The following is a 21,133-nucleotide window of genomic DNA, read 5'->3' as shown; positions in this document are numbered from 1 at the left end:
CGTTTTTCCGTACTCCCCCACCTCCGAGGAAACAATGACTACCCTGACCATCAATGGCAAGCGGCACGATATCGCCCTGCCCGAAGACACGCCGCTGCTGTGGACCCTGCGCGACGAACTGGGCATGACCGGCACCAAGTTCGGCTGCGGCATGGCCCTGTGCGGCGCCTGCACCGTGCACCTTGACGGCGAGGCGATCCGCTCGTGCGTGACGCCGATCTCGGCCGCCGCCGGCAAGCAGATCACCACCATCGAAGCAGTCGGCGAAGACAAGGTCGGGCTGGCCCTGCAACAGGCGTGGCAGGACCACGGCGTGCCGCAGTGCGGCTACTGCCAGGCCGGCCAGATCATGTCGGCCACCGCCCTGCTGCACCAGACACCGAAACCGAACGACCAGCAGATCCGCGAAGCGATGAGCGGCAATATCTGCCGCTGTGGCACCTATACGCGCATCCACGCCGCCATCAAGCAGGCCGCCGGCTTGACCGCCAAGGGAGCGTCCAAATGAACGCGCCTGACAAAATGATCGCCTCGGCCTCGCGCCGCAACTGGCTCAAGGCCGCCGGCACCATCGCTGGCCTGACATTGGTCGCCGGGCCCTCCGGCCTGGTGATGGCGGCCGACGCCGTCAAATATGGCGGCGAGAACATGGCCGGCGGCGTGGTCGACGACGCGCTGGTATTTTTGTCGATCGGCTTTGATGGCATCGTGACGATTGTGTCGCACCGCTCGGAAATGGGCCAGGGCATCCGCACCAGCCTGCCGATGGTGGTGGCCGACGAACTGGGCGCCGACTGGGCCAAGGTCAAGGTGCGGCAGGCCCCGGCAGACGAAGCGCGCTACGGCAGCCAGGACACGGACGGCTCGCGCAGCATGCGCCACTCGTTCCGCGCCATGCGCCATGTGGGCGCCACCGCGCGCCTGATGCTGGAAACGGCAGCGGCGGCGCGCTGGAATGTGCCGGTTGGCGAGGTCAAGGCCATCGACCATCAGGTGGTGCATGCGGCCAGCGCACGCGCGCTGGGCTTCGGTGAGCTGGCCCAGGCAGCGGCAAAACTGCCGGTGCCGCCGCGTGCCGCCATCACGCTGAAAGCCGCCGACCAGCTGCGCTATATCGGCAAGGACGACAAGCGTGGCATCGACCTGCACGATATCGTTACCGGCAACACCCACTTCGGCATCGACACGCGGTTGGAGGGCATGAGCTATGCCGTGATCGCGCGTCCGCCCGTCTTTGGCGGCAAGCTGAAAAGCGTCGACAAGTCGGCCGCACTGACAGTGCCGGGCGTGCTGCGCATCGTCGAACTGGCGGGCAGCCCGCCGCCGGCCATGTTCCATCCTTTGGGCGGCGTGGCGGTTATCGCCAGCAATACCTGGGCCGCCATCAAGGGCCGCGAAGCGCTGGTGCTCGAATGGGAAGACGGCGCGAATGGCGCCTACGATTCCCAAGCCTTCCGCGCCACTTTGGAAGCGGCGGTGCAGCAACCCGCCAAGCCGGCGCGCGACCAGGGCAGCACGGTCGAAACCCTGGGCGCCGCACCGGCCAGGCGCAAGCTGAGCGCGCAGTATTACCTGCCGCACCTGGCGCACGCCACCATGGAGCCGCCAGCGGCCACCGTGCGCGTGGTGAATGGCAAGGCGGAAGTGTGGGCCTGCGTGCAGGCGCCGCAAGCGACGCGCAGCAATGTGGCGAAAGCGCTGGGCCTGGCGTTCGAGGACGTCACCGTGCACGTGACCCTGCTGGGCGGCGGCTTCGGGCGCAAGTCCAAGCCCGACTTCGCGGTCGAAGCCGCGCTGCTGTCGCAAGCGATGGACGGCAAACCGGTGAAACTGACCTGGACCCGCGACGACGACCTGCAGCACGATTACCTGCACACGGTCTCGGTCGAGCGCCTGGAAGCGTCGCTCGATGCGAAAGGGATGCCGACCGCCTGGCTGCACCGCACGGCAGCGCCCACCATCACCTCGACCTTTGCGGCCGGCGCCAGCAAGCAGGCGCCGTTCGAACTGGGCATGTCGGCGATTAACGTGCCGTTCGCGATTCCCAACATCCGCGTCGAGGTGCCGGAAGTGGCGGCCCATACGCGCATCGGCTGGTTCCGCTCCGTGTCGAACATTCCGCACGCATTCGCGATCCAGTCGTTCGCGGCGGAACTGGCGCATGCGGCGAAAAAGGACCACCGCGACTATCTGCTCGACCTGCTGGGACCGGCGCGCAGAATCGATCCGAAAGAACTGTCCGACGGCTGGAACTACGGCGAAGATCCGGCCCGCTACCCGGTCGACATAGGCCGCATGCGCCATGTGATCGAACTGGCCACCGCCAAGGCTGGCTGGGGCCGCAAGCTGCCCAAGGGGCGCGGGCTGGGCCTGGCCGTGTCTTACAGTTTCGTCACCTATGTGGCGGCCGTGATCGAGGTGGAGATCAATGCGGCCGGCGAAGTGATCGTGCCGCGCGTCGATATCGCCATGGACTGCGGCCCGCAAATCAACCCGGACCGCGTGCGCTCGCAGATCGAGGGCGCCTGCATCATGGGCATCTCGCTGGCGATGAGCGGCGAGATCAGCTTCAAAAATGGCCGCGTCGAGCAGAGCAATTTCCACGACTATGCCGTGCTGCGCGCCGCCGACGCCCCCCGCGTGATCCACACGCACCTGGTGCCGGGCACGCTGGACATGGAACTGGGCGGCGTGGGTGAACCGGCCATGCCGCCGATCGCGCCGGCCCTGTGCAACGCCATCTTTGCCGCCACGGGCAAGCGCATCCGTGCGTTGCCGGTGGGGATGCAGCTGGCGAAGAAAGCCTGATCACACATCAGCAGCGCTTAACCCAAGAGCAAGATCCGGGGTTGGACGGGGACGCCGAGTCCCTGAGGGTCCGCCCCCGGCCTTTGCGCTGTTGAGTTAAAGCAGCGCCAAACGAAAAAACCGCTGACCCTCTTGCGAGGAATCAGCGGCTTCGAATTGGTTGCGGGGACAGGATTTGAACCTGTGACCTTCGGGTTATGAGCCCGACGAGCTGCCAGACTGCTCCACCCCGCAGGCGAATTATATACGGATTGTTGCGGGGCGTAAAGGACCATGGCCAGGCATGGCCGCGTAGGTCGGATTAGCGGAGCAAAGCGCCGCGTAATCCGACAACATTGTTGGCGCGGGCCGGTGGGGGTGTCGGATTACGCGCAAGCGCTAATCCGACCTACGCATGCACCAACAATGGAAAAAGCCGCTGATCTCTACAAGATTCAGCGGCTTTCAGGAATTGGTTGCGGGGACAGGATTTGAACCTGTGACCTTCGGGTTATGAGCCCGACGAGCTGCCAGACTGCTCCACCCCGCACAAGAATTATATGCGCAAACGGGTGGCTTAGGCAATAGCTATTCTAAAATTGACTGTAATAGAGCCATTTAATTGAAAAGCCATGCTTGTAGCCCCGCTGCATTGTGTCCGCCCGTCACGCCACGGCGCCCGCAATCGGTGTACAGTAAGCGTTACACTATATTGGTGACCTCAGCCATCTTCTACCTTACAGCCTGCCCATGAAATTCTGCTCCGAATGCGCCCACCCCGTCAGCCTGTCGATACCGGCTGGCGACAACCGTCCGCGCTATGTGTGCGCCAACTGCGACGCGATCCATTACCAGAACCCGAAGATGGTAGTCGGCTCGATCCCCGTATGGGAGCAGGACGGCCAGTTGCAGGTGCTGCTGTGCAAGCGCGCGATCGAGCCGCGCTACGGCTACTGGACCCTGCCGGCCGGTTTCATGGAAAACGACGAAACCACGTCGGACGCCGCCGAGCGCGAAACGGTGGAGGAAGCGGGCGCGAATATCGAACTGGGCGACCTGTTCTCGCTGTTGAATGTACAGCGCGTGCACCAGGTGCACCTGTTTTATCTGGCGCGCCTGCGCGACCTCGATTTCGCGCCCGGCATCGAGAGCCTGGAAGTGCAGCTGTTTACGGAACAGCAAATCCCCTGGGACGAGCTGGCCTTTCCGACCATCCGCACGACCCTGGAGCTGTTCTTTGCCGACCGCGTGAAAATCCGCGAAGGCGGCAGCTACGGTTTTCATACGGGCGACATCAACCGCCCGATGGCGCACGCGCCCGAGTAAGCCCTCTCAACCTGCCTCCCGACTTCGCATGATCCCCTGGCTCGATCTCCACACCCCGTTCCCTGATGTGTCGCGCGCACTGAAGGGCGAAGCGCCTGGCCTGCTGGCGGCCGGCGCCGACCTGTCGCCGGGCCGCCTGCTCGACGCCTACCGGCACGGCATCTTCCCCTGGTTTTCCGAAGGCCAGCCGATACTGTGGTGGAGCACCGATCCGCGCATGGTGCTGATGACCGACAACTTCAAACTGTCCGACAGCCTGCGGAAAGCCATCCGCAAGGTCGAGCGCAGCGCCGCCAGCGACGGGCGCTGGCAGCTGCGCTTCGACGGCGACTTCGAAGGCGTGATGCGCGCCTGCGCGGCGCCGCGCAGGGATGGCCCGGGTACCTGGATTTCGGATGAAATCATCGCCGGCTATACGGGCCTGCACAAGCTGGGCTATGCGCACTCGTCGGAGTTGTGGCTCGATGGAGAACTGGTGGGCGGCGCGTATGGCGTATCGATCGGCCGCATGTTTTATGGCGAATCGATGTTTGCGCGCGTAACGGACGGCTCGAAGATCGCATTGGCGCAGCTGGTGCGCTTTCTGAAGGAACGCGGCGTGGCCATGATCGACTGCCAGCAGGAGACGCGCCACCTGGCCTCGCTGGGTGCGGCGCCGATGTCGCGCGCGCGTTTTCTCGCGCACCTGCGCGGTGCCATTGAAGAACCGCAAATCACCGACTGGCCCACAGCAGGGCCGGCATAGCTATGCTATCGTTACACCGAATACCGCTGCCTCATACGGGACCGACATGACGCACCTGAACGAACTACCGTTTGCCACCCTGCAGTTCTATACGACCGCGCCCTACCCGTGCAGCTACCTCGATGACCGCCAGGCGCGCTCGCAGGTGGCCACGCCCTCGCACCTGATCAACAGCGATGTGTATTCGGAGCTGGTGCGCAACGGCTTCCGGCGCAGCGGCATCTTCACCTATCGTCCCTACTGCGATGGTTGCCAGGCCTGCATCCCCGTGCGCGTGGCGGCGCAGGACTTTACGGCCAACCGCAACCAGCGCCGCGCCTGGAGCCGTAACGCCCACCTGCAGGCGGGCGTCGCCACCCTCTCCTTCCTCGACGAGCACTACGAACTGTATCTGCGCTACCAGAGCACGCGCCACGCCGGCGGCGGCATGGACCAGGACAGCCGCGACCAGTACGCCCAGTTCCTGCTGCAAAGCCGCGTCAACACGCGCCTGGTGGAGTTTCGCGAACCGGACGGCACCTTGCGCATGGTCAGCATCATCGACGTGCTGGCCGACGGCCTGTCGTCCGTCTACACCTTCTTCGACCCCGACGTGGCGGGCGCCTCGTATGGCACCTACAACATCCTGTGGCAGATCGCCCAGGCGCGCGAGCTGCAGCTGCCGTATGTGTATCTCGGCTACTGGATCGCGCAAAGCCCGAAGATGGCGTATAAAATCAATTTCAAGCCGCTGGAGGCGCGCATCAAGGGGCAGTGGGTGGTGATGTAAAACCGTTCAAACAACCCAACGACAAGGACTGGGGTCGGACCCTGAGGGTCCGACCCCGGCATTTGCCCTTCGGGTTTATTTGCTCTTGTCCGGATACGCCGGCCTGGTCGGCCGCACCGGTGGATTTTTCGCCAGCTCCGCCTGGATCACCTCGATTGCCTTTTCCAGCTGCGGATCGCGGCCGGCGATCACGTCGGCCGGCGTTTGCTCGACTTCGATATCGGGCGGCACGCCTTCGTTTTCCACGCCCCAGCCGTTTTCGCGGGTCCAGAACGCCAGGTTCGGCGCGGTAATGGTGCCGCCGTCCATCAGCACGGGGAAGCCGAGGATGCCGACCAGGCCGCCCCAGGTGGCCTTGCCGATCAGCGGACCCATGTTATTTTTGCGGAACATCCACGGCAGCAGGTCGCCGCCCGAACCGGCCGTCTCGTCGATCAGCATGGCGCGCGGCCCCTGGATCGAGGCGGACGGCGTCTTCATGTCGGCGCCATAGCGCATGGCCCACCAGGCGATCTCCTTCTTCTGCAGGATCTCGATATAGTAGTCGGCCACGCTGCCGCCGCCGTTGAAACGCTCGTCGACGATGATGGCCTGCTTGTCCGCCTGCGGGAAGAAATAGCGCTTGAAGTAGGTGTGGCCCAGGCCCGCCGTATTGGGCACGTACACGTACGCCACCTTGCCGCCGGTGGCCGCGTTCACCTTGCGCATATTGCCCTCGATCCAGTCGCGGTTGCGCAGCGCGTCCTCAAGCGGCACCGGCACCACCGTGATGGTGCGCGCGCCCTTGCCGTCTGCCGATGGCCCCACCGTGATGTCGATCGCCTTGCCGGCCGTGTTTTCAAACGCGCTGTACAGATTGGTCGGCGGCAGCAAGGGGCGGCTGTCGACGGCCAGCAGGTATTCGCCTGCCTTGACGTTGAGGCCAGGCTCGGTCAGCGGCGCGCGCAGGGTCGGGTTCCAGTTCAGGCCACCATACACCTTTTTGAAGCGGTAACGGCCGTCGCTCACTTCATAGTCGGCGCCCAGCAGGCCCCCCGGCACTTTCCTGGCGTCGATGAAATCGTCGCCGCCGCCACCGCGATGGTGGCCGACGGCCAGCTCGCTGCACATCCACTGGATCAGGCGATTGAGGTCGGCGCGGCTGGACAGCTCTGGCAGGAACGCCGCGTACTTGTCGCGCATGGCTTTCCAGTCCACGCCGTGCATGCCCGGGTCATAGAAGTAGTCTCGGTTGATGCGCCACACCTCGTTGAAAATCTGCGTCCATTCGGCGCGCGGATCGGCCTTCACTTCGATCGCCTCGACCTTGATCTTGCCTTCTCCGGGCGCCAGCAGCTTGCCGGTGTTCGATCCCATGGCCCAGTTTTCCTTCTGCCGGTACAGCAGCTTCTTGCCGTCGGCCGACACCTCGAACTCGTCGGCTTCCGCCACCACGGTTTCGGCCTTGCGCTCCTTCAGCTCAAAGCGCTGCACCGCCTTCTTGCCGTCGCTCTCGCGCAGGAAAAAGATCTGGCCATCCAGCCCTGCCGACAGGCTGGAGAACTGCGCGGCCGGCATCGGCAGGTCGACGATGCGCGTGGCGATGCCGTCGAAGTCGATGCGGATCGGCGCCACCGGCGCGACCAGCACTTTCGGGTCGTCGCGGCCCGTCTTCGGATCGATCTTCGGCTCGTTTTTCTCGGGTTCGGCCTTGGCCGTGTCCTTTTTCGGCTCCGCCGCAGCGGCTTTTTCCTCGTCGCTTTCCTTGAACAGGGGCGACGGCAAGTCATTCCTCAGCACCGCCATCCACACCGTGCGCGTCACCAGGTTGTCTTCGTTCTGCTGCGAGAACCAGTTGTTGCTGGGCCCCGCATTGGTCGAGGCAAGGAAGTACAGGTATTTGCCGTTCCTGTCGAACACCGGTTCGGCCACGTCGGACAGCCCATCGGTCACCGCCATCGACTTGTTCTGCTCGACCGAATAAATATAGGCGCTGCGCGTATAGGTGGGCGAATTGAGCGTATAGGCCAGCCAGCGCGAGTCGGGCGCCCACGCGGCGCGCATGCTCTTGTCGACGCCGTACATCGGTTCGGTGGCGATTTTCTGTACCTTGCCCGTGCCGATATCGATCACATGCAGGCTCCAGCCATTGTCGGCAAACGCGATCTTTTTGCTGTCGGGGGACCAGACGGCGCTGTCGTAAAAGCCGCTGCCATTGAGCCTGAACTTGCGCACCACACCCTTGCCATCCTGGGGCCGCACATGCAGTTCGTATTCGCCCGATTCGTCCGAAAAGTACGCGACCGAGCGGCCATCGGGCGACCAGATGGGCGTGCGTTCATGGGTGCCCGGCGTCTGCGTCAGGTTGCGCACATCCCCCTTGTCGGCCGGGATGGTGACGATCTCGCCGCGGTATTCGAACGCCACGCGCGCGCCTGACGGCGAGATGGACGCGTCGCGGATATATTTCGCACCCTTTACCCAGCGCGGGCGCGTCTGTCCCAGGTCGCTGGCCACGCCGATGACGAGTTTTTTCGACAGGCCGCTGGCAATGTCAAACGTATGCAGATAGCCGGCCTGCTCGTAGACGATGGCGCCATTGGCGGCCGACGCGTTCAGGACCGGGAAGTCCGTGTGTTGCGTCAGCTGGCGCACGGCCTTGGTTTTCACATCGTAGGCAAACAGGTTGAATTCGCCGTTGCGGTCGGAGCGGAAGTACACGGTGTCGCCGAGCCAGATCGGATCGACGTCGTTCGAACGCGTGGCCGGCTGCGGGATTTTTTCGATCGATTTGTCGGCGGACGAAAACAGCCACAGCCAGGAATTGGTGCCGCCACGGTAGCGCTTCCACTGCTTGAAGGCCGGCATCAAAGGGTTGTAGGCGATGCGCTGGCCGTCCGGCGAATAGGTGGCGCGCGAGGCATTCGGAATTTCCAGCTGGGTTTCCACGCCGCCGGCCACCGGCACCGTAAACAGCTTCTGGAAGCGGTTGTTGAAGGCGGCGCGCGGCGAGGTAAACATCACGGCCTTGCCGTCCGGCGTGAACGACTGCGCCAGGTCCGCGCCCGGGTGGAAGGTCAGGCGGCGCGGTACGCCGCCGGCGGCGGCAATCACGTAGACATCGATATTGCCGTCGATATTGGCGCTGTACGCAATCAGGCTGCCGTCAGGGGAGAACACCGGATTCGATTTGTCGCCCAGGTCCGACGTCAGGCGCCGCGCGCCGCCGCCATCGCGGTTGGCCAGCCACACGTCACCCGCATAGATAAAGGCGATATGGTTGCTGGACACGGCCGGCTCGCTCAGCATGCGGGTGTCGGTGGTATTGGGCAGCGCGAAAGCGGTTGCTGGATGGCTCAGCAGCAATGCGGCAGCGGCGGCAATCGCCGTCAGGGTCAGGGTCTTGGTCAATGGTGTCTCTCTTATTGTGCCAGCAAACAGGAAAATTCATGATCCAATGCGAATTGGTAATGACTCAACAATTGCATTAGACCAACAAGAACTATACACCCGGCAGCCCTGTGGAACACGGTAAAATACGCCACTTCCACCTGCACGAATTCCCGCGCACCGCCAGCGCCTTGCGGCGGCTTGCGCACCATCATTGAAAATCCATGTCCAAAAAATTCCTGTACTCCCTCGCCCGCCCGCTGCTGTTTTCCATGGATGCCGAAGCGGCCCACCATTTCACCTTGCCGGCCCTGAAACGCGCGGCCGCGCTGGGACTGACGAAACTGGCCGGCAAACCGGCGGCGGACCCGCGCACCGTGATGGGCATCACCTTCCCGAATCCGGTCGGCCTGGCCGCGGGCCTGGACAAGGATGGCGCGTTTATCGATGCGCTGGCCGACATGGGCTTCGGCTCGATTGAAGTGGGCACCGTCACGCCGCGCGCGCAGGCGGGCAACCCGAAACCGCGCATGTTCCGCCTGCCGCAGGCGCAGGGCATCATCAACCGCATGGGTTTCAACAACGGCGGCGTCGACGCGTTTGTCGCCAATGTGCAGGCCTCGAAGTTCTACCAGGAGCGCGCCGGCGTGCTGGGCCTGAACATCGGCAAGAACGCCGATACGCCGATCGAAAAAGCCGCTGACGACTATCTGCTGTGCCTGGAAAAAGTCTACCCGTACGCCAGCTACGTGACGGTGAATATCTCGTCGCCGAACACCAGGAATTTGCGCCAGCTGCAAGGCGCATCCGAACTCGACGCCCTGCTGTCGCAACTGAAACAGGCGCAGGCGCGCCTGGCCGACCAGCACAAGCGCTACGTGCCGCTGGCGTTGAAAATCGCGCCGGACATGGATGGCGAACAGGTAAAAAGCATCGCCGAATCGCTCACGCGCCACGGCATCGACGGCGTGATCGCCACCAACACCACACTGTCGCGCAGCGCCGTGGAAGGCATGGAGCATGGCGCCGAGGCGGGCGGCCTGTCGGGCGCGCCCGTGTTTGAACTGTCGAACACCGTGATCCGCCTGCTGCGCGCGGAACTGGGCGATGCGCTGCCGATCATCGGCGTGGGCGGCATCATGCAGGGCAGCGACGCGGTCGCCAAGTTCGAGGCGGGCGCGCAGCTGGTGCAGCTGTACAGCGGCCTGATTTACGCCGGTCCGGCGCTGGTCGGCGACTGCGCCCGCGCGCTGCGCGGCAAGCAGGCCAAAGCCCACTAAGGAGACGGCATGGACAAGATCAAATTGGGCTCCAGCGATCTGCTGGTCAGCAAAATCTGCCTGGGCACCATGACCTTCGGTGAGCAGAACAGCGAAGCGGAAGCGCACAGCCAGCTTGACTACGCGCTTGAGCGCGGCATCAATTTCATCGACACGGCCGAAATGTATCCGGTGATGGCCAGCGCCGAAACGCAGGGCAGCACCGAGCGCCATATCGGCAGCTGGCTGAAGAAAAGCGGCAAGCGCGGCGAGATCGTCCTGGCCAGCAAAATCGCCGGGCCGAACAGCCGCATGCACTGGATCCGCGGCGGCAAGAGCAACCACGACGCCGTCAATCTCCGCGCCGCCGTCGAGGACAGCCTGCGCCGCCTGCAGACCGACCATATCGATCTGTACCAGCTGCACTGGCCCAGCCGCAACCTGCCCATCTTCGGCGCCAACAGCTACAACCCGCAGCACGAACGCGAGTCGGTCGCCATCGAAGACACGCTGGCGATTTTGGGCAAGCTGGTCGATGAAGGCAAGATCGGCCATGTCGGCGTGTCGAACGAATCGTCGTGGGGCGTATCGGAATACATCAAGCAATCGGAACTGAAAGGCCTGCCGCGCATCGTCTCGATCCAGAACCTGTACAACCTGACGGCGCGCCAGTTCGAGACCGCGCTGCTCGATGAAACCTGCCACCGCGAGAACGTGGGCCTGCTGGCCTACAGCCCGCTGGCGTTCGGCCAGCTGACGGCCAAGTACCTCGACGATCCGCAGGCGCGCGGCCGCCTGACGATCTTCCCGCCCGGCTGGAGCCCCCGTTATATCCGCCCTGCCACCATCGAAGCGGCGCGCCAGTACGCGGCGCTGGCGCGCGCCAACGGCCTCACGCCAGCCCAGCTGGCGCTGGCCTGGTGCTACTCGCGCTGGTTTGTCGCCTCGACCATTATCGGCGCCACCAGTCTGGAGCAGCTGGCGCACAATATCGATGCTTATCGCATTACCCTGTCGCCGGAAGTCATGGCGGCAGTGGACGCCATCCATGCCACGCTGACCAACCCAGGTCAATAAGCCCTCCCTCATGCCGGCGGCGATCCGCGCCGCCGGCAGTCGTATTTATACAACAACCGACAATACCGTACGGTGCGCCATTGCGGTGCCGCCGTGCCCGGTCGTATGCTGGATACCAAGGCGATATGCACTACTCCCGCAAATTGCCCGCGCATTATCCGTTTATCGCATAACGATACACAGAAGCATTCGTAAGCGCGCCAGGCGCCCACTGTTAATCTGATGACATCGCAGGACCGCCACGGTCCGCGTCACCTGAATCACTAACCGAAGAGATATAGTCGATGAGTTCCCCATATTCACGTACCGCCACCCTTGCCATCCACGCCCTGCCCGCCAGGACCGTGATCGCCGCAAGTTTGATCGCCTGCTTCAGCCTGCCGATGTACGCCCAGGCGCAGCAGGAGCTGCCGGCCGAAGGCGAACTGCAATCGGTGGTAGTGACCGGCACCTTTGCCAAGAACCGCCGCACCATCGATTCCGAATCGCCGATCGACATCCTGACTTCGCGCGACCTGCAAAGCACGGGTTCGGGCGAACTGGCCACCGTGCTGGCGCGCCTGCTGCCGTCGCTGAACTTTGCCCGCGCCACCGGCGCCGACGCCAGCGACGCCGTGCGTCCGGCCCAGCTGCGCGGCCTGTCGCCCGACCAGACGCTGGTGCTGGTCAACGGCAAGCGCCGCTACACCTCCGCCGTGGTCAACGTCAACGGCTCGCTGGGCCGCGGCTCGGCGCCGGTCGACCTGAATGCGATTCCGCTGGCCGCCATCGACCATGTGGAAGTGCTGCGCGACGGCGCCGCCGCCCAATATGGTTCGGACGCGATTGCCGGCGTGATCAACATCATCCTGAAAAAAGGCGCGGCCGGCGGCGACGTGGAAGTGGGCTATGGCCAGACCCAGGAACGCGACGGCAAGCAGAAAAGCATCAAGGGTTCGGCCGGCTTTGCGCTCGGTGAAAACGGCTGGCTGCGCCTGTCGGCCGAAGTGGCCGACCGCGATCCGACCAACCGCGCCGGCGCCGATTTCCGCAATCCGCTCGAACCGCGCTACGGCCAGGTCAACCAGCGCTACGGCGACGCCGAAAGCCAGCCGGCCACCGTGTTCTTCAACAGCGAATATCACATCAACGACAATATCGACTGGTACGCCTTCGGCAATTACGGCAAGCGCGATACGTCCGCCGCCGCCACCTGGCGCACGGCCTACAACGGCACTGCGCTGCGCACGCCGGTCTATCCGGAAGGCTTTCTGCCGCTGCAAAACAGCACGCTGACCGACCAGTCCATCGTCACCGGCCTGCGCGGCGAAGCTGCCGGCTGGCGCTGGGATGCCAGCCTGAATTACGGCAGCAACAAGTTCGAGCTGGACCTGGACAACACCATCAATCTGTCGATCGGCGCGCTGGGTATCGACAGCCCCACGCATTTCTACGCCGGTTCGCTGAAGAACGAGCAGACCGTGTTCAACCTCGACGCGGCGCGCGAATTTGCCGTACCGGCCTTTACGGGGCCGCTGACGGTGGCCGTCGGGGCCGAAGCGCGCCATGAAAAATACAGCATCGGCGCTGGCGATGAAGCGTCGTACATCGGCAGCGGTTCGCAAGGCTTTGCCGGTTTTCGTCCGGCCAATGCGGGCAGCCACTCGCGCCACAATGAATCGATCTATGTGAACCTGGAAGCGGAAGCGACCAAAAAACTGTCGGGCGGCCTGGCCCTGCGCCATGAGCGCTACAGCGATTTCGGCAACACCACGTCGGCCAAGGGCTCGGCGCGCTACGCCTTTACCGATGCGCTGTCGCTGCGCGGCACGGCCTCGAGCGGCTTCCGCGCGCCATCGCTGGCGCAGCAGTACTACACCATCACCACCACCAACTTCCAGGTCATCAACGGCACCAATACGCCGATTGAAACCGGTACCTTCGCCGTCAATACGCCGCAGGCGCGCGCACTCGGTGCGCAGGACCTGAAGGCGGAAAAAGCGCGCAACTACAGCGTCGGCCTGCAGTTCCAGCCGAACCGCAACTTCACCACCTCGATCGACGCCTACCGCATCGACATCGACAACCGCATCCTGTTCTCGGCCAACCTGGCGCTGAACAGCGCACTGCAGGCCCAGCTGGCGGCGCAGGGTACGGCCGTCGGCGCAGCGCGCTACTTCACCAATGCGGTCGATACCCGCACCGAAGGCGTCGACATCGTCAGCACCTACCGCATCGACCTGCAGGACAAGGACCGCCTGGACTTTACCGTGGCCTACAACCACAACAAGAACTCGGTACGCAGCATCGCCGACAACCCGGCCGTCCTGACCGCCAACAACCTGCTGCTGATCGACCGCCAGACCATCGCGCGCGCCACCGTCGCCTCGCCGAAAGACAAATTCAGCCTGGTGGCCGACTATGGCTTCGGCGCCTGGAACGCACACGGCGTGGTCACGCGCTACGGCAGCTTCACCGTGCCGCAAAACAATGTCGCGCTGGACCAGAACTACGATCCGCAATGGGTGCTCGACCTGTCGGGCAGCGTCAAGCTGGACAAGAACTGGCGCCTGGTGGCCGGTGTCGACAATGTCACCAACCGCTACCCGGCGCAAGTGACCAGCGCCGGCAACCTGAACGTGGCCGGCACCCAGCCGTACAGCATCTTTGCACCGAATGGTTTCAATGGGCGGTATTACTATGCGAAGGCGGGGTATAGCTGGTAACCCTGCATGCATGTGTCGGATTACGCGGCGTGCCGCCGCTAATCCGACCTACGTGACAAGATCGTAGGTCGGATTAGCGCGCAAGCGCGTAATCCGACAACATTGTTGGCTCAACCGTGTCGATATCGGCTTGCATGCCCCACCATGAAAAACGGCAGACCTTGCGTCTCCCTTTTTTACCGCTCGTCGTTGGTATCGGGATCCCCGCCCTGCCGATGATCGCCATCGAGCAGCGCCAGCGCCGCCAGGTCTTCCGCGTCGAGCGCGAAGTCGAAGAGGTCCAGGTTCTGCCGCATGCGCTCCGGGTCCTGCGATTTCGGGATCGCCACCAGGCCATGCTGCACATGCCAGCGCAATAAAATCTGCGCCGCCGCGCGGCCGTGTTTCTGTGCGATCCGCGCTACCGTCGCGTCCTTCAATACTTCGCCGCGTCCCAGCGGACTCCAGCACTCGATCGCGATGCCCTGCTGCGCATGCCAGGCGCGCAGGCCGGCCTGCGTGAAGTCGGGATGCAGCTCGATCTGGTTGACGGCCGGCAGCACGCCCGTTTCCGCGCGCAGGCGTTCGATATGCGCCGGCTGGAAGTTCGATACGCCGATCGAACGGATGCGCCCTTCGTCGCGCAGGCGCACGAATGCGCGCCAGGTGTCGACATACAGGTCGCGCATCGGCAGCGGCCAGTGGATCAGGTACAGGTCGAGGTAATCGGTGCCCAGCGCCGCCAGCGTGGCGTCGAACGCGCGCAGGGTGCTGTCGAAGCCGTGTTCGCTGCCGCGCAGCTTGCTGGTCAGCTGCACCTGGTCGCGCGCCACGCCGCTGGCGGCAATGCCGCGCCCGACGCCGGTTTCATTGCCGTAGCGGGCCGCCGTGTCGATCAGCCGGTAGCCGCAGGCCAAAGCCGCCTGCACCGCCGTCTGCGCTTGCGCGTCGTCCAGCGGCCAGGTGCCAAAGCCGATCTGCGGCAGCTGCCGGCCATCGTTGAGGGTCAAGTGGGGAATCGCGTCTGTCATGCCTGTCCTTTTTGATGAAAGAGGGAAGGATCATGATAGCCGCTGAAAGCGATGCCTGCGTTCAGCCGTGCGGCGCGGTTCCTGCTATGACAGCGCTTCTTCGCCGCCCATGGCGCGGTCGATATCCTCGCGCGTCAGGTCGGGCGCCAGCTGCAAAATGAATTCATACGCATACGAGCGCAGGTAGGCGCCGCGGCGCACGGCCAGGCGCGTGGTATTGGTGGCGAACAGATGCGACGCTTCCACCGCGCGCAGGCCCTTGTCGCGGCCATGGTCGAACGCCATCGAGGCGACGATGCCCACGCCCATGCCCAGCGCCACGTACTGCTTGATGACGTCCGAATCCATGGCGGTGAGGATGATGTCGGTAGCCACGCCGGCCTTGGCAAACGCGTCGTCGATATGGCCGCGTCCCGTAAAACCCTTGTCATAGGTGATCAGCGGGTATTTCGCCAGGTCTTCCAGGCGGATCGGCGAGTGCTCGAGCAGCGGATGGCCGTCCGGCACCACGATCAGATGGCTCCAGCGATAGCACGGGAACGACACCAGGTCGGGGAACTGGCTCAGGCCTTCGGTGGCGATGCCGATATCGGTCTTGCCCGACAACACCCATTCCGCGATATGTTCGGGCGCGCTTTGCTGCAGCGCGATGCGCACCTCGGGAAACGCGGCGCGAAAGCCCTGCACCACTTTCGGCAGCGCATAGCGCGCCTGGGTGTGGGTGGCCGCCACCGACAGGGTGCCGCTGGTCTGGCCGCTGTATTCGAGGCTGGCCTGCTGCAGGTTTTCCGCTTCGATCAAGAGGCGGTCGACGATCTTCAGGATGCCCTTGCCCGGCTCGGTCAGCCCCGTCAGACGCTTGCCGTTGCGCTCGAAAATGACCACGCCCAGTTCGTCTTCGAGTTCGCGGATCTGCCGGCTCACGCCGGGCTGCGAGGTGAACAGGGCGTTCGCCACTTCCGTCAGGTTATAGCCGCGGCGCGCTGCCTCGCGGATCGAGCGCAATTGTTGAAAGTTCATGTCATTCCAATCAGGTTCGTGTCGGTTCGACAAATACGTGCAAACGCTTGGGACGCACCACCAGCGTTTCGCCTTCTTTCAGCTGCAGATGGCTGAAGCGTTCGTTCGACATCACCGCTTCGATCAGTTCGCTGTTATCGACGCGTTCCAGGTCCAGCTGGGCCAGCGGGCCGATTGCGTGGGCGCGGCTCAGCTTGACCACGATGCCGTCGGCGCCTGGCGTGTAGCGGTCGATTTCCAGGTCGTGCGGACGCACATAGGCGGTGCCCTTGCTGTCGCTTACGCCCGCATAGTCGGGCACATCGAAGCTGGCGTCGCCGGTGGCCATCACGCCATCGTGCACGCGGCCATGGAACAGGTTGACGTTGCCGAGGAAGCCGTACACAAACGGTGACGCGGGATGGTTGTAGACCTGCTCCGGCGAACCCAGCTGCTCGACCGTGCCCTTGTTCATCAGCACCACCTGGTCGGCCACTTCCAGCGCTTCCTCCTGGTCGTGCGTCACAAAAATGCTGGTGACATGCAGGTCGTCGTGCAGGCGGCGCAGCCAGCGGCGCAGTTCCTTGCGCACCTTGGCGTCGAGTGCGCCGAACGGCTCGTCGAGCAGCAGCACGCGCGGCTCGACCGCCAGCGCGCGGGCCAGCGCGATACGCTGGCGCTGGCCGCCGGACAGCTGCGGCGGATAGCGGTCGGCCAGCCAGTCCAGCTGCACCAGCTCCAGCAGATCTTTGACCTTGCGGCGGATCTGGTCCTCGGACGGGCGCTCGGCGCGCGACTTGACGCGCAGGCCGAATGCCACGTTTTCAAATACCGTCATGTGCTTGAACAGCGCGTAATGCTGGAACACGAAGCCGACCTGGCGCTCGCGCACATGGCGGTTCGACGCATCTTCGGCGTCCAGCAGCACCTGGCCGCTGTCCGGGTGTTCGAGGCCGGCAATAATGCGCAGCAAGGTGGTCTTGCCGCAGCCGGACGGGCCCAGCAGCGCCGTCAGTTCGCCGGCAGGAAAGTCGAGCGAGATATTGTCGAGGGCGACGAAATCGCCGAAACGCTTGTTGATGTTTTTAACTGCGATGGTCATGTCAGTGCTCCGTGGAACGTAAGGCGGAATCGTCGGCGTCGCTCTCGTTCAAACGCCACTCAATGAAGGCTTTCAGGGCCAGGGTCACCAGCGCCAGCAGGGCCAGCAGGGACGCCACGGCAAACGCGGCGGCGAAGTTGTACTCGTTGTACAGAATCTCCACCTGCAGCGGCATGGTGTTGGTTTCGCCGCGGATATGGCCCGAGACCACCGATACGGCGCCAAACTCGCCCATGGCGCGGGCGTTACACAGGATCACGCCATACAGCAGGCCCCACTTAATGTTCGGCAAGGTCACGCGACGGAAGGTATTCCAGCCCGAGGCGCCCAGTACCAGTGCCGCCTCTTCCTCTTCGCTGCCCTGCGACTGCATCAGCGGAATCAGCTCGCGCGCCACGAACGGGAAGGTAATGAAGATGGTGGCCAGCACGATGCCGGGCACGGCGAACAGGATCTTGATGTCGTGTTCCTGCAGCCACGGACCGAACCAGCCCTGGGCGCCGAACATCAGCACATAGATCAGGCCGGAAATCACCGGGGAGACGGAAAACGGCAGGTCGATCAGGGTCAGCAGGATGCTCTTGCCGCGGAACTCGAACTTGGCGATGCACCACGACGCGGCCACGCCGAACACCAGGTTCAGCGGCACGGCAATCACGGCCGTGATCAATGTCAGCTTGATGGCGGAAATCGCATCAGGGTCGATGATGGCCGCCACATACGCTTCCCAGCCCTTCTTGAATGCTTCGGCAAACACGGCCACCAGCGGCACGATCAAAAAGGCGGTCAGGAACAGCAGCGCGACGGTAATCAGGACGGTGCGCACCCACAACGGTTCGAGCACGACGGGGCCGACGGCGGGCTCGATGCGGCGCGCTTTGGGCAGCGCATCTTCCACGTTGGCGACGGCGGAGACTTTGGTACTCATTATTTCTTGCCCTTTCCGCGTGTCCACGCTTGCAGCAGGTTAATCGTCAGCAACAGCAGGAAGGAAATCACCAGCATCACCACGGCAATCGCCGTGGCGCCCGCGTAGTCGTACTGCTCCAGCTTGGTAATAATGAACAGCGGCGTGATCTCCGACACCATCGGCATATTGCCGGCGATAAAAATGACGGAGCCGTATTCGCCGGTGGCGCGCGCAAAGGCCAGCGCAAAGCCGGTCAGCAGCGACGGCAGGATGGTCGGGAAAATCACGCGCGTAAACGTCTGCAGCGAATTGGCGCCCAGGCTGGCGGCAGCTTCTTCCAGTTCCTTTTCCGCGTCTTCCAGCACCGGCTGCACCGTGCGCACCACGAATGGCAGGCCGATAAAGGTCAGCGCCACCACCACGCCCAGCGGCGTGAACGCCACCTTGATGCCGAGCACGCCTTCGATGAACTGGCCGAACCAGCCGTTCGAGGAATACAGGGCGGTGAGCGTGATGCCGGCCACGGCGGTGGGCAGTGCAAACGGGAGATCGACCAGCGCATCGATAATGCGCTTGCCGGGAAATTTGTAGCGCACCAGCACCCAGGCCAGAATGCCGCCGAAAATCACGTTGAGCACGGCAGCGATCAGCGAGGCGCCAAACGTCAGGCGGTACGAGGCCATCACGCGCTCGGAGGTGACGGCGTTGAAAAACGCCTCCCACGTCATGGTGAACGTCTTCAGGAATACCGACGACAGCGGAATCAGCACGATCAGCGCCAGGTAGAACAGCGTAAAGCCCAGTGACAGCTTGAAACCCGGCATGACCCGGAACGGCGCGCCGCGCGCCTTGACCGGTGCGAGTGTTGCTTCAGACATGGAATCCCCTTCTTATTACATTTTCGAGTAACAGGGCGCCATATTCACATGCTATCGTTATAAAAAGAACTAACCATTTCTCATTTGCTTAGATGCGAAATGCATACATAAGCGCAGAAAGTGTTGGGCGAAAAAAAAGGGTCGGACCCTGTGGGTCCGACCCCGGTTTGCTACCGCCTCGGTGTTTACTTGTTCGGCTGCGGCGTCAGGCGCAGATATGGCCTGGCGGCCGTAAAGCCCTTCGGATACTTCTGCTTGATCACTTCCGGATCCTGCACCGGCAGCGGGATGATGACGTCGTCGCCATCTTTCCAGTTGCCTGGCGTGGCGACCGTGTAGCCGTCCGTCAGTTGCAGGGCATCGATCACGCGCAGGATTTCGTCGAAATTGCGGCCGGTGCTCAGTGGGTAGGTGAGGATCAGGCGCACTTTCTTGTTCGGGTCGATGACGAACACCGAGCGCACGGTGGCGGTGACGGACTGTTCCGGGTGGATCATGTCGTACAGCACCGACACTTTCTTGTCGACGTCGGCGATGATGGGGAAGCCCACCACCGTGTTTTGCGTCTCTTCGATATCCTTGATCCAGCTTTTATGCGATTCGGCCGCGTCGACCGACAGGGCCACCGCTTTCACGTTGCGCTTGTCGAATTCCGGTTTCAGCTTGGCCGTCAGGCCCAGTTCGGTGGTGCAGACGGGCGTGAAGTCGGCCGGGTGGGAGAACAGCACCACCCACGAGTCCCCTGCCCACTCATGGAACTTGATGGGACCGATCGAGCTGTCTTGTTCAAAGTCGGGGGCGGTATCGCCCAGGCGTAAAGTCATTGTATTCTCCTCAACAGGTTTTACTGCAATACGGGTTGGACTATCAGGCTGCATGACGGTGGCGCGTGCTGCTTTGCGCCAGGTCAAACAGCGTTTGCAGTTGCGCCTGGCCATACACCCAGTCGCCCAGGCGGGACTCGGCGTTGATATGGCCCAGCGCGCCGCCATCAATATACTTGCAATTCCAGCGCCGTGCCCACTGCGCTGCGTGCTCGGCCTTCATCCATGGATCGGTCTGGCTGGCGATCAGGATGCCGGGGCAAGGCAGGCGCTTGTGCGGCAGGATCCCGGCCACGCCGAATTTTTCGGGATCGGCCGGCCCTACCAGCAGCACGCCAGCCACGCCGTGCGGATCACGCGCCAGGCTGTGCGCCGTCGTCAGGCAGCCGAAGCTGTGGGCGACGATCAGCGTGGGCCGGTTGTCTTCGCGGCGCGCGCGGTCCAGCCTGGCCGACCAGGCTGCCAGGTCTGGCTGCTCCCAGTCGTCCTGCTCGACCCGCTCGAACTGCGGATACAGGCGCTGCCAGCGGCTTTGCCAATGCTCGGGCCCGCTGTTATGCAAGCCCGGCACGATCAATACCCGGTAATCCGAAAAGCTGCGCAGCGCCATGATGATTTCCTTGCGATCAATGCAATCGGGGTGGGCAGGCTGGTGCCTGCCTGTCGCGATTACTTCGGTTGATAGATCTGGTCGAAAATGCCGCCGTCCGCAAAATGCGCTTTTTGCGCCGCCGTCCAGCCGCCCACCTGCTCGATGGTGAACAGGTTGACCTTGGCAAACTGGCTTGCGTATTTCTGCGACGCCTTGGCCGTGGCAGGACGGTAGTAGTTCTTCGCGATAATGTCCTGCGCTTCATCCGTGTACAGGTATTGCAGATAGGCTTCCGCTACCTTGCGCGTGCCGCGCTTGTCGACCACCTTGTCGACCACGGCCACCGGCGGTTCGGCCAGGATGCTGATGGAGGGCGTGATGATGTCGAACTTGGTCGGGCCCAGTTCCTTGACGGCCAGGTAGGCTTCGTTTTCCCACGCGATCAGCACGTCGCCGATGCCGCGCTCGACGAAGGTGGTGGTGGCGCCACGGGCGCCGGAGTCCAGTACCGGCACGTTCTTATACAGCTTGCCGAGGAATTCTTTCGCCTTGGCTTCGTTGCCGCCCGGCTGGCGCAGTGCGTAGCCCCAGGCTGCCAGGTGATTCCAGCGGGCGCCGCCCGAGGTTTTCGGATTCGGGGTGATGACGGACACGCCCGGCTTGATCAGGTCGTTCCAGTCCTTGATGCCTTTCGGGTTGCCCTTGCGTACCAGGAACACGATGGTCGAGGTGTAAGGCGAGCTGTTGTGCTGCAAGCGCTTCTGCCAGTCGGCGGCAAGCA

At 63.5% G+C, this 21,133-nt stretch carries 17 protein-coding genes and 2 tRNA genes; 8 read left to right on the top strand and 11 right to left on the bottom strand.

What is annotated here, in order from left to right; genetic code table 11:
• Nucleotides 1-34: 34 nt before the first annotated feature.
• Both RTQ46_RS24450 and RTQ46_RS24445 read left to right on the top strand, forming a co-directional pair.
• Nucleotides 35-508, top strand: coding sequence for a 2Fe-2S iron-sulfur cluster-binding protein (locus RTQ46_RS24450; RefSeq protein WP_312440193.1), 474 nt, complete (start codon nucleotides 35-37; stop codon nucleotides 506-508).
• Nucleotides 505-2,808 carry a xanthine dehydrogenase family protein molybdopterin-binding subunit gene (locus RTQ46_RS24445; protein WP_312440192.1) on the top strand — a complete coding sequence of 768 codons (2,304 nt, stop codon included), beginning with the start codon at nucleotides 505-507 and terminating at the stop codon, nucleotides 2,806-2,808. Before RTQ46_RS24450 ends, RTQ46_RS24445 begins: the two co-directional genes overlap by 4 nt.
• 157 nt (nucleotides 2,809-2,965) lie before the next feature.
• On the opposite strand, the gene RTQ46_RS24440 is transcribed toward RTQ46_RS24445, so the two are convergent.
• Together RTQ46_RS24440 and RTQ46_RS24435 are read right to left on the bottom strand one after the other, a co-directional pair.
• A tRNA-Met gene (locus tag RTQ46_RS24440) sits at nucleotides 2,966-3,042 on the bottom strand.
• 218 nt (nucleotides 3,043-3,260) lie between these two features.
• A tRNA-Met gene (locus RTQ46_RS24435) sits at nucleotides 3,261-3,337 on the bottom strand.
• Nucleotides 3,338-3,537: 200 nt separating this feature from the next.
• Here RTQ46_RS24435 and RTQ46_RS24430 point away from each other — a divergent pair.
• From RTQ46_RS24430 to RTQ46_RS24420, 3 genes are read left to right on the top strand one after another with little or no spacing between them, the layout of a single operon-like run.
• A complete protein-coding gene (locus tag RTQ46_RS24430; protein ID WP_312440191.1) occupies nucleotides 3,538-4,113 on the top strand; it encodes an NUDIX hydrolase in 576 nt (191 codons plus the stop codon).
• 28 nt (nucleotides 4,114-4,141) lie between these two features.
• Entirely contained in the window at nucleotides 4,142-4,858 is a 717-nt protein-coding gene (gene aat, locus RTQ46_RS24425; RefSeq protein WP_312440190.1) for a leucyl/phenylalanyl-tRNA--protein transferase, read from the top strand.
• A 46-nt stretch (nucleotides 4,859-4,904) separates the two neighbouring features.
• Complete coding sequence (locus RTQ46_RS24420) at nucleotides 4,905-5,627, top strand: arginyltransferase (protein ID WP_312440189.1); 723 nt, start codon at nucleotides 4,905-4,907, stop codon at nucleotides 5,625-5,627.
• A 75-nt stretch (nucleotides 5,628-5,702) separates the two neighbouring features.
• Here the strand turns inward: RTQ46_RS24420 and RTQ46_RS24415 are convergent, their stop codons facing one another.
• Nucleotides 5,703-9,017 carry a PDZ domain-containing protein gene (locus tag RTQ46_RS24415; RefSeq protein WP_312440188.1) on the bottom strand — a complete coding sequence of 1,105 codons (3,315 nt, stop codon included), beginning with the start codon at nucleotides 9,015-9,017 and terminating at the stop codon, nucleotides 5,703-5,705.
• 203 nt (nucleotides 9,018-9,220) lie between these two features.
• Between RTQ46_RS24415 and RTQ46_RS24410 the strand changes: the two genes are divergently transcribed.
• The 3 genes from RTQ46_RS24410 to RTQ46_RS24400 all read left to right on the top strand — a co-directional run bounded on the left by RTQ46_RS24410 (nucleotide 9,221) and on the right by RTQ46_RS24400 (nucleotide 14,037).
• Nucleotides 9,221-10,276: a quinone-dependent dihydroorotate dehydrogenase gene (locus RTQ46_RS24410; RefSeq protein WP_312440187.1), complete on the top strand. Its 1,056-nt coding sequence runs from the start codon at nucleotides 9,221-9,223 to the stop codon at nucleotides 10,274-10,276.
• 9 nt (nucleotides 10,277-10,285) lie between these two features.
• Nucleotides 10,286-11,332, top strand: a complete 1,047-nt coding sequence (locus tag RTQ46_RS24405; RefSeq protein WP_312440186.1) for an aldo/keto reductase — start codon at nucleotides 10,286-10,288, stop codon at nucleotides 11,330-11,332.
• A gap of 284 nt (nucleotides 11,333-11,616) precedes the next feature.
• Nucleotides 11,617-14,037 carry a TonB-dependent receptor gene (locus RTQ46_RS24400; RefSeq protein ID WP_312440185.1) on the top strand — a complete coding sequence of 807 codons (2,421 nt, stop codon included), beginning with the start codon at nucleotides 11,617-11,619 and terminating at the stop codon, nucleotides 14,035-14,037.
• 176 nt (nucleotides 14,038-14,213) lie between these two features.
• On the opposite strand, the gene RTQ46_RS24395 is transcribed toward RTQ46_RS24400, so the two are convergent.
• The 8 genes from RTQ46_RS24395 to RTQ46_RS24360 form a co-directional block, all read right to left on the bottom strand.
• Complete coding sequence (locus tag RTQ46_RS24395) at nucleotides 14,214-15,047, bottom strand: aldo/keto reductase (protein WP_312440184.1); 834 nt, start codon at nucleotides 15,045-15,047, stop codon at nucleotides 14,214-14,216.
• Nucleotides 15,048-15,131: 84 nt separating this feature from the next.
• The gene (locus RTQ46_RS24390) at nucleotides 15,132-16,067 is read right to left on the bottom strand and encodes a CysB family HTH-type transcriptional regulator (protein ID WP_312440183.1); all 936 of its coding nucleotides are present in this window, start codon (nucleotides 16,065-16,067) and stop codon (nucleotides 15,132-15,134) included.
• Between the two features lie 10 nt (nucleotides 16,068-16,077).
• Entirely contained in the window at nucleotides 16,078-17,148 is a 1,071-nt protein-coding gene (locus RTQ46_RS24385; protein ID WP_312440182.1) for a sulfate ABC transporter ATP-binding protein, read from the bottom strand.
• Nucleotide 17,149: 1 nt separating this feature from the next.
• The gene (gene cysW / locus RTQ46_RS24380; protein ID WP_312440181.1) at nucleotides 17,150-18,076 is read right to left on the bottom strand and encodes a sulfate ABC transporter permease subunit CysW; all 927 of its coding nucleotides are present in this window, start codon (nucleotides 18,074-18,076) and stop codon (nucleotides 17,150-17,152) included.
• The gene (gene cysT / locus RTQ46_RS24375) at nucleotides 18,076-18,882 is read right to left on the bottom strand and encodes a sulfate ABC transporter permease subunit CysT (protein ID WP_312440212.1); all 807 of its coding nucleotides are present in this window, start codon (nucleotides 18,880-18,882) and stop codon (nucleotides 18,076-18,078) included. The genes cysW and cysT overlap by 1 nt, the downstream gene beginning before the upstream one ends.
• A gap of 239 nt (nucleotides 18,883-19,121) precedes the next feature.
• Entirely contained in the window at nucleotides 19,122-19,760 is a 639-nt protein-coding gene (locus RTQ46_RS24370) for a peroxiredoxin (RefSeq protein ID WP_312440180.1), read from the bottom strand.
• Between the two features lie 43 nt (nucleotides 19,761-19,803).
• Nucleotides 19,804-20,370 carry an alpha/beta hydrolase gene (locus tag RTQ46_RS24365; RefSeq protein WP_312440179.1) on the bottom strand — a complete coding sequence of 189 codons (567 nt, stop codon included), beginning with the start codon at nucleotides 20,368-20,370 and terminating at the stop codon, nucleotides 19,804-19,806.
• A gap of 59 nt (nucleotides 20,371-20,429) precedes the next feature.
• Nucleotides 20,430-21,133: sulfate ABC transporter substrate-binding protein (locus RTQ46_RS24360; RefSeq protein WP_312440178.1), on the bottom strand; the 704-nt coding region annotated here is incomplete at its 5' end.

It is taken from the genome of Janthinobacterium sp., from assembly GCF_031995485.1.
In the GTDB taxonomy this organism is placed as follows: domain Bacteria; phylum Pseudomonadota; class Gammaproteobacteria; order Burkholderiales; family Burkholderiaceae_D; genus Janthinobacterium.
The sequence above is the reverse complement of the archived record's forward strand: the minus strand, read 5'-3'. Positions and strand labels throughout refer to the sequence as shown.